The 8,202-nt window shown below is 42.4% G+C and carries 8 protein-coding genes; 1 reads left to right on the forward strand and 7 read right to left on the reverse strand.

Features of this window, described 5'->3' with window-relative positions; all coding sequences use genetic code 11:
- Positions 1–351: 351 nt before the first annotated feature.
- The 4 genes from gshB to hflX form a co-directional block, all read right to left on the reverse strand.
- The gene (gene gshB / locus VB740_RS20935; RefSeq protein ID WP_323201842.1) at positions 352–1,326 is read right to left on the reverse strand and encodes a glutathione synthase; all 975 of its coding nucleotides are present in this window, start codon (positions 1,324–1,326) and stop codon (positions 352–354) included.
- Between the two features lie 245 nt (positions 1,327–1,571).
- Positions 1,572–1,844, reverse strand: a complete 273-nt coding sequence (grxC, locus tag VB740_RS20940) for a glutaredoxin 3 (protein ID WP_323201843.1) — start codon at positions 1,842–1,844, stop codon at positions 1,572–1,574.
- Between the two features lie 294 nt (positions 1,845–2,138).
- Positions 2,139–2,840 carry a cistern family PEP-CTERM protein gene (locus tag VB740_RS20945; RefSeq protein ID WP_323201844.1) on the reverse strand — a complete coding sequence of 234 codons (702 nt, stop codon included), beginning with the start codon at positions 2,838–2,840 and terminating at the stop codon, positions 2,139–2,141.
- Between the two features lie 597 nt (positions 2,841–3,437).
- On the reverse strand, positions 3,438–5,207 hold the full coding sequence (hflX, locus tag VB740_RS20950) for a GTPase HflX (RefSeq protein WP_323201850.1): 1,770 nt from the start codon (positions 5,205–5,207) through the stop codon (positions 3,438–3,440).
- 162 nt (positions 5,208–5,369) lie between these two features.
- Between hflX and VB740_RS20955 the strand changes: the two genes are divergently transcribed.
- Positions 5,370–5,999, forward strand: coding sequence for a Uma2 family endonuclease (locus tag VB740_RS20955; RefSeq protein ID WP_323201845.1), 630 nt, complete (start codon positions 5,370–5,372; stop codon positions 5,997–5,999).
- Positions 6,000–6,048: 49 nt separating this feature from the next.
- On the opposite strand, the gene VB740_RS20960 is transcribed toward VB740_RS20955, so the two are convergent.
- The 3 genes from VB740_RS20960 to VB740_RS20970 form a co-directional block, all read right to left on the reverse strand.
- The gene (locus VB740_RS20960; protein WP_323201851.1) at positions 6,049–6,288 is read right to left on the reverse strand and encodes a UPF0175 family protein; all 240 of its coding nucleotides are present in this window, start codon (positions 6,286–6,288) and stop codon (positions 6,049–6,051) included.
- Positions 6,289–6,315: 27 nt separating this feature from the next.
- Positions 6,316–6,594 carry a hypothetical protein gene (locus VB740_RS20965; protein WP_323201846.1) on the reverse strand — a complete coding sequence of 93 codons (279 nt, stop codon included), beginning with the start codon at positions 6,592–6,594 and terminating at the stop codon, positions 6,316–6,318.
- 85 nt (positions 6,595–6,679) lie between these two features.
- Positions 6,680–8,202 (reverse strand): tetratricopeptide repeat protein (locus VB740_RS20970; protein WP_323201847.1); only part of this gene is annotated, 1,523 nt, incomplete at its 5' end.

An 8,202-nucleotide genomic window follows, 5' to 3' on the forward strand; every position in this document is an offset into this window, starting at 1 on the left:
GTTAACGCTACTTATAGAATCAACTTGGGCAGGAGTCTGCTGGCTCAGATGCCTAGCTGTGCTTTTGGAATAAAAAACCGAAAACCTGCCCCACCATGAATGCGACGCCGATAGCGACGCGCAAAGCGAGTCCGCGTACTCTTACAGAGAAGCAAGCTACGCTTTTAGCGTCTCGTAGAGAAGAGAGCGTCATAGCGTTACATCTACCCCCGCATTCCATTAAACTTATATTCAGCACAAGTAAATATATTTACATAAAATTGCGTGGGGAACTCGCCCACGCAAGCGTCTGAAGGAGTCTGTTTCTTGAAAAATAGGACACGAAGCAAAAAATAAATATAAAATAATAAATTATTTTTTGATTTTTAGTGTCTGTTCAATCCATTGAATAACCTGATGACCAAGGCGAGTACCATCTAGGCGATCAATCTCACGAATCCCCGTAGGGCTGGTGACATTAACTTCAGTTAGGTAGCCACCAATAACATCAATACCCACAAAAATTAAGCCGTCTTGGCGTAAGCGTTCGGCTATTTGGGTACAGATTTCATGCTCTCTTGGGGTAATTTCCGTTGGAGCGACTGTACCACCAGTTGCCATATTATTGCGAAAATCAGTTCCGCTAGAGAGGCGATTGAGCGCACCAATTGGTTCGCCATTAAGTAGGATAATTCGCTTATCTCCTTCTTTTGCCTCCGGTAAATAGGTTTGTACCATTACTGGTACTCGACCTTGAAGGGTACTAAGTTCGACAATAGAGTTAAAATTGCGATCGCCTGATTGCAAAAACAAAATACCTTCCCCAGCTTTGTTACCCAGTGGTTTGAGAACCGTAGCTCCCTTGGCTTCGACAAATTGCCGGATAAACTGCTTATCAGCACTGACAATCGTTTCTGGAATCGCTTTGGTAAACTGGAGGGCGTACATTTTCTCATTTGCCCCTCGGATGCCGTTAGGACTGTTAATCAGCAGGGTTTTATTTTGATCAATGTAATCCAAAATGTAGGTGGCATAGAGGTAGGAATCATTGACTGGTGGATCTGTCCGCATAAATACGGCGTCCATTGTCTCTAAAGAAGTTAAGTAGGAATCGCTCAACTTATACCAAGGATTCGCCGCTACCCAGCGTCCCTCCACCAACTGCACTGGTACAAGTTCGATTCGCTGTAGGACAGCCCAAGCTTTGCTCTCCACCACACTCAGCAGATTTGCCTGAGTTACCCAAACTTCGTGTCCCAGGATTTGCGCTGCTTCGATCAGGGCAATGCTGGTATCATGACACGGGTCAAGTAGATGGATCGGATCAATGATAAAAGCCAGTTTCACCCTTTATACCTCAATCACCAAGAAATTAAATGGTTATTCAATTATTATCTCTTGATGCTCTCACCAATTGACGTATATGTGTACTACTGAGTAGAAACTGGAGGGTCAAGTCTTGTGGACAGATATCGCTTTTGTGAGAAACAAGTCTGTAAACAAGGTAGCGCGTTGCTCTCCCTTCAAGGATTGTAGCGACTGCCGTGTAATTTGCAGCGGCTTGTCGCTAGCGATCGCAAAACCTTCTCAACCTAGACGCTATTACTAGAAGTTAGTAGCTCATCCAGCTTTCCTTGACTGTCTAAAGCGTGGATATCATCACAACCGCCAACATGATCGTCATTGATGAAAATTTGCGGTAAAGAGCGCCGTCCATTTGCTCTTTGAGCCATTTTATTTCTGGCGACCTCATCTCCGTCGATGCTGTATTCGATAAATTCAACCCCCTTGTTCTTTAGCAAACTTTTGGCACGGATACAAAAGGGGCAAGTTCTCCAAGTGTAAATTTCTACTTTGGCAGCCATACAGTTTTGAATTTAGTTTAATACCTATAATTCTAAAACTTTACTTTTGAAATTTATTAAAAAGGGCGGCTGACTCATCCTAATAGAGAAGGGATGAATCTACACCGCCCTTGAATGAACTGTCGTCACTCTCGGTAAACAAGAACCGAATCCAAACTCTGGAACTTTGATTTAACCAAGGTTTGAAGCTTTATTTTCTAACATGAATTAAAATTTTTAGCCAAAAAGTGGAAAGCAAAGCTCCGAAAGCAAAGGTTTTGAGCGATCGGGTTCTCCCACTCTGACAGGAAAGGGTTAAGCTGGCAACAGATGCTTTTTCTTTTTAACCACCAATGCACTCACAGCAAATAGAGCGATAGCAGCTGCTGTTGTTGGCTCAGATACTTTTTTTGGTGGCGGTGGTGGAGCAACATAGAATCCTTCACCTGTTCCGCTAGTACCCAGACTTGTGCCTGTAATACTTTGGTAGCGCACACCCAAGTTGCTCAGGGTAAAGCTGGTGACACTGCCATTGAAAGCAAGGATAGGAGAGAAAGTAGCAGCCACACTACCAGTACTAACACCGCCATTGCCACCTCCCTGGCAGGTGTTTCCGTTAGTGAAGCACACATCAACATTGCCAAATTGATTGGGAAATGAACCTTCTCTATCATTACTAAAAAGCCCAGAAACTCTTGTGTTTCCAGAACCATTAGTGTTTCCAACTCCAAATAGCGTCTTGTCGACATCAAAACCTAAGGCAGATGTCCTAGAAGTGATACCATTACTGGATGTATTGGATAAGCTAATGTCAAACTTTGCCTCAGTCTTACTACCTACTGTAGTAAAACCTAGAAATTTAAAGATAGCTTTAGATGAGAGTCCTTCAACATTTGTTGTGTCAACGTTACCACCAAAGTTAATTTCAAAAGACTGATTGATGTCGGTAGCGGTAACTGTAACACTATCGTTGTTTGGGGAAAAACTAAAAGCTGAAGCCGAAGGAACCACAGCCATAAAACAAGCCCCAAATGCGTAGAAGGCTGATAGTTTAAAAATGATGTTTTTCACAGACATTTACAGACTTGTAATATTGTAGTAAAGTACACCAACAATAATTGAATATAAAAGAGATCGTCTAGACTATTAGCAATATATTCATCACATCTTTAAATTAATACTTTAATTTTATTATTTATAAGTATTTACGCTGAATTCATAGGTTTAGTTAAAGAGAATCTTAGGTTAGGTTGAACGTAGACAGCCGAAGGGTAGTGAAATCCAACAAACCGTGAAAAAAGTTGAGTTACCCTTCTCCTATGGTCGCCGCTATGCGTAGTTTGCTTCCCCGCAGGGGTATAGGAAGGCCAAGGGCAATTAATATCGCTTTGTTTGACGAGATAATAAGGGTTTCAGGCGTTCAAAACTAATGTCAGAATCAAGGTTTCAGCTTATTCCGAACTGAGGTTAGGTTAAGGTTTTTGGCTCTAACTGAGCCATATTGAATACTGAGCTTAATCATATTCTTTTTGAATGATAGATATTTACAATAAATGCCGTAGTTAATATAACCACGGCATCTTTAACTATATTTCCAAGAGTTATTGTCAATCTTTACCCACAGTCAACGGCATATTCAATCAACTGGGCAAGGCGCTGACGTAGGGTTTCTAATCCCAAGCGCTGACTCGCAGAAATAAACACCGCTAAGGGAAATTCTTCCCTAGCTAAAGCCAGTGTTTCACTATCAGCTTGATCAATCTTATTAAAAATAACTAGCGCCGGGCCAGGAGTTATTGGCATTTGTGCCAAGATTTCTCTGACTGAGCGAATATGACGCAACCAAGCGGGGTGAGACAAATCCACTAAATGTAGTAGGGCATCGGCTTCTGTGACTTCCTCTAAGGTGGCGCGGAAGGCATCCATTAACGATGCAGGCAGTTCGTGTATAAACCCTACTGTATCTGTAATCAGAATTTCCTGATGTTCATTGGTTTCGCCATAAGGAATCACCAGACGGCGGGTGGTAGGATCGAGAGTGGCAAATAGCTGGTCGGCTGTATAAACTTCTGCGTTAGTGAGAGCATTCAGCAAAGTGGACTTGCCAGCGTTGGTATATCCAACTAAAGCCACTGAGGGAACTTCCCGATGCTGTCGCCGCTGCCGTAACCGCGAACGATGGGCTTGTAACTGAGTTACTTCTTTTTGTAGTCGGGAAATGCGCTGCCCAATGGCACGGCGTTCAGTTTCCAGTTTGGTTTCACCAGGGCCACGAGTCCCAATACCACCACCTAATCGGGACATGGTGCGACCTCTACCAGCCAGTCGCGGTTGCATGTATTCTAGCTGCGCTAGTTCTACTTGCAATTTACCAGCACGGGACTGAGCACGTTGGGCAAAGATATCCAAAATCACTTCGGTGCGATCAACCACCCGGATGCCAATTTGCATTTCTAAGTTGCGGACTTGGGAGGGTGAGAGGTCGCGGTCAAAGACGACGAGGTTGACTCCTAGTGTTTGGGCAGTTAGGGCAATTTCTTGCACCTTACCTTCGCCAACTACCGTCTGGGGATGAACGCGCGATCGCTTTTGTTGTATTGTCTGTAATACATCTCCCCCAGCAGTATCAACTAACCGTGCCAATTCCAGTAGGGTATCTTGGAATTGTAGGGGAGTTGTCTCACTGGTCATCAGCCCCACAATCAGCACGCGATCGTGGTCAGAATCTACTTCCTGGGCGATAAATTCGCGCTGGAATTCCGCTTCCAGATTTTCTACCAAGTCTACTAAATCCTGGTCTGCCAGATCATCCAAGCTCAGAGGTGGCGATATATTCCAACTTGGGGTTTGGATTTGTTTAGAGTGAGCGAAGCCGAATTGGCTTTCCTCTACTTTGATAGCAGCAGGACTAGGAATCAGGGTGCGAGAGTCTTGGGGTGTCAGATGAGCTAGATAAGCTTCTTTCACATACCCAGTCGCACCGCCTCCCCGCCGTGTGAATCCGGTTCCGGTAATATTTAGGACAACTAGAGCATCTAAGCGTTGCAGTGCCATAGCCGTGAGTGCGGCTTCGTTGGGCGGTTCTGGCTTCAGATGGGTGGCAATACAACGAATACCACTGAGTCGTTCTGCACCGTAACGGGGCAATTCCATCGGTGGTATTTGCGTTTGACGCGGTGTGCCTACCCCGACGCGAATCACTTGTCCGCGACGGTTGATGTAAGCGCACACAGGCTGGTTGACTTCTGTGCTAATTGCTGCCAGACGCTGGGAAAACTCGGACGTGGTGATGCGATCGCCCGGTATACGCTGGTGATACAGCCGCTGTAGTTGCTTCAGCTGGCTGGACTTCAAACCTTGGAGATTTCCAAAAATAGTCTCTATAGGCGTTTATGACCAGTTAAATGGCCCCCCGAATCCTTATATGTTTATTTTACAACAGGGTTTAGGCTGCTATCTATCTCCTTTGAGGGATGCGTTAGGAATTAGTTCACGGTGGGTATTTATTTGACGCTATTTTGGTGGTAGTAACTCACAAATCGAGCAATGGTAACAACACGCGCCGCCTCAGAACAAAGGGCTGTATTGAAAAATATCAGTTGGCAGACTTTTGAAACCATGCTAGCTGAGATGGGAGAGGATAGAGCCTCTCGCATCACCTATGACCAAGGAATGCTGGAAATTATGACTCCACTGATGCCGCATGAACATTGGAATTGCTTGTTGAAAATGCTCATTTTCGTTTTGGGTGAAGAGTTGAATTTAGAGATTTTTCCTACAGGTTCAACGACTTTGAAACGGGAAGATTTACGGCGTGGTGCAGAACCAGATAGCAGTTACTATATTCGCAATGAAGCGTTGGTGAGGAACAAATCAGAAATTGATTTGAACCGTGACCCAGCACCAGATTTAGTAGTAGAAATAGATTTAACGAGTTCTTCGCTGAATAAATTTGATATTTATGCGTCTTTAGGTGTTATGGAACTTTGGCGTTATGAGGAAGGTGTGCTGTATATTTATCAATTGCGACAAGGGAAGTATATAGAGTGTAATAACTCGCTAATTTTTGCACAGTTGCCTTTAATTGAAATTGCTCGATTTTTAGAAGAAAGCCAAAGAATTGGGGTGATGAGAATGACGAGAAATTTTCGGGAGTGGGTGAAGGAGAAAATTTAAGTATTTAGTAATGTCGAAGTATTATTACGAATTACCAATTACGAATTATTCAAGGATCTATTTCACCTTCAGTTAAATCAATCATCCCTACACCATAACGGTGTAAATTAAGTAAAAAAGTTACCCTATCTATACCTGCTAACTGTGCAGCTAAACCAGAAGAAATGCGTTTCATTTCAAATAGTTTAACTGCCATCGCCATTTTTGCTTCTTGTTCAAACTGTTCTCGCGTTTGCTGTAAGGCATCTGGTAAAGTTTCTGGATAGTCAATTTTAAGTTGTGACATGATTTTTATCAAAATGATCGCTTTTAATTTTCAGTCGTCATAAAGTCCTTCGTCTTCTGGTGCGTAGCCGTTCAAAAAAGCGTCATGGTTGCGGATGCTTTGGTATTCTTCCATATAAATTATGTTGTCATTTTCAATTTCCCAGTCTTCACCATCTAAAACTGAGAATTCTGTTAATTCAGGGTCATTCAAAAAATCTTCGGCTATGGCGGCGATAAAAGGTTCTAATATTTTGTGACGTTCTTCTAAAGATCGGCTAGCAATTTCTTTGAGAGATAGCTGTTTTTGCTCTTGTGCGTTTTCTGACATTTGATTTGTATTTCTGAAGATGGGTTAATTTTATATTTAGTAATTTATAGGCATCGCTTTTAATTTCATCTGTCTAAAACTATCGCTACATCTTTTGTTGAATTAAAATTTGAAAGCGCTCATCTTCTCTAATACCATCAAAACCTGAGTCAGTTTTTGCCATCTCACGATATTCGTCAGGATTTATGTTGATAGCCTGCTGTAGATTTTCAAGTGATAATTCGACATTGTTCTGTGAAGCATAACAGGAAGCATTGTTGTACCGAGCAGTATGATTATCAGGTTTAATCTCTATAACTCTATCAAAACTGGCAATAGCTTCTTCATAGCGCTCTAACTTCATTAGTGCAAAGCCTTTATTAGACCAGCAAACGTAGTCCTCATATTGAAATTCAAGAGCTTTATTGTAACTTTCTATAGCCTCCTCATATCGACCTAAGTAATAAAGTGCAAAACCTCTATTTGTCCAGGCTAATTCAAAATCTGGTTTAATTTTAAGAGCTTTTTCAAAATTTAAAATAGCTTCTTTGAATCGCCCTAAATCGAAGATCATAGACCCTTGTTTATTAGTAAATTCATCAAGTGAAAATCCTATTTCCAGCGCCTTTTCATAAATAGAAATTATTCCTTCACAAGAGTATTCTTTAAGCAATAAATAGCCTCGGTTGTTCAATGATTGGTAGTGTTCGGGTTGTATTTTTAGTACTTTGTCAAAACTGGCGATTGCTTCAGCATAACGAACTAAGCTATATAAAGCGTAACCTCGGCTCTCCCAGGCATAGTGGTAGTCTGATTTAATTTCCAAGCAGCGTTCATAACTTACAATCGCCTCAATGTAGACACCTAAGTTAAATAGTGTACGTCCCCTGCTGTACCAAGCCTGGTGGTAATCTGGTTTAATTTTCAATGCCTTATCGAAGGAGATAAGTGCTTCTTTATGGCATCCTAAATTGCCTAGTGCAATGCCCCGATTGTTCCAAGCTTGGTGATAATCTGGTTGTAATTTTAGTGCTTGGTCGTAGGATGCGATCGCTTCTTCATGGCGTCCTAAATTGCGTAGTGCAATGCCCCGATGATACCAAGCTTCGTGAAAATCTGATTGGAATTTTAGTCCTTGGTCGTAGGATGTGATCGCTTCTTCATGGCGTCCTAAACTGTCTAGTGCAATGCCCCGATTGTTCCAAGCTTGGTGGTTATCTGGTTTAATTTCCAGTACCTTATTGAAGGATGCGATTGCTTCTTCATGGCATCCTAAACTGCGTAGTGTAATGCCCCGGTTGCCCCAAGTTTGGTGGTCATCTGCTCTAATTTCCAGTACCTTATCGAAGGATGCGATCGCTTCTTCATAGCGTCTTAAATTTCCTAACGCAATCCCCCGATTATTCCAAGCTACATGGAAATCAGGTCTAATTTTCACTGCTTGGTCATAGGATGTGAGAGCTGCTTCATATTCCTTAAAAGTAACTAATAGTCTTCCTAGCCTATGTAGCAGGCTAGTCTTTTGACTATAAGTCTGATGTTTTTCTGTCAGCAGTTCTTGAATTTCAAGTATTTTCGTAACTGCCCAGGTAGGAAAGTCAGGGATATTCCCGTGAGGGAGGAAAGATG

It is taken from the genome of Nostoc sp. UHCC 0251 (assembly GCF_034932245.1).
GTDB lineage: Bacteria > Cyanobacteriota > Cyanobacteriia > Cyanobacteriales > Nostocaceae > Nostoc.

Coding starts and splice junctions, on each gene's coding strand:
- grxC (WP_323201843.1), bottom strand. CDS start 1,844: ATGGCTGCCAAAGTAGAAATTTACACTTGGAGAACTTGCCCCTTTTGT.
- VB740_RS20945 (WP_323201844.1), bottom strand. CDS start 2,840: ATGGCTGTGGTTCCTTCGGCTTCAGCTTTTAGTTTTTCCCCAAACAAC.
- VB740_RS20955 (WP_323201845.1), top strand. CDS start 5,370: ATGGTAACAACACGCGCCGCCTCAGAACAAAGGGCTGTATTGAAAAAT.
- VB740_RS20965 (WP_323201846.1), bottom strand. CDS start 6,594: ATGTCAGAAAACGCACAAGAGCAAAAACAGCTATCTCTCAAAGAAATT.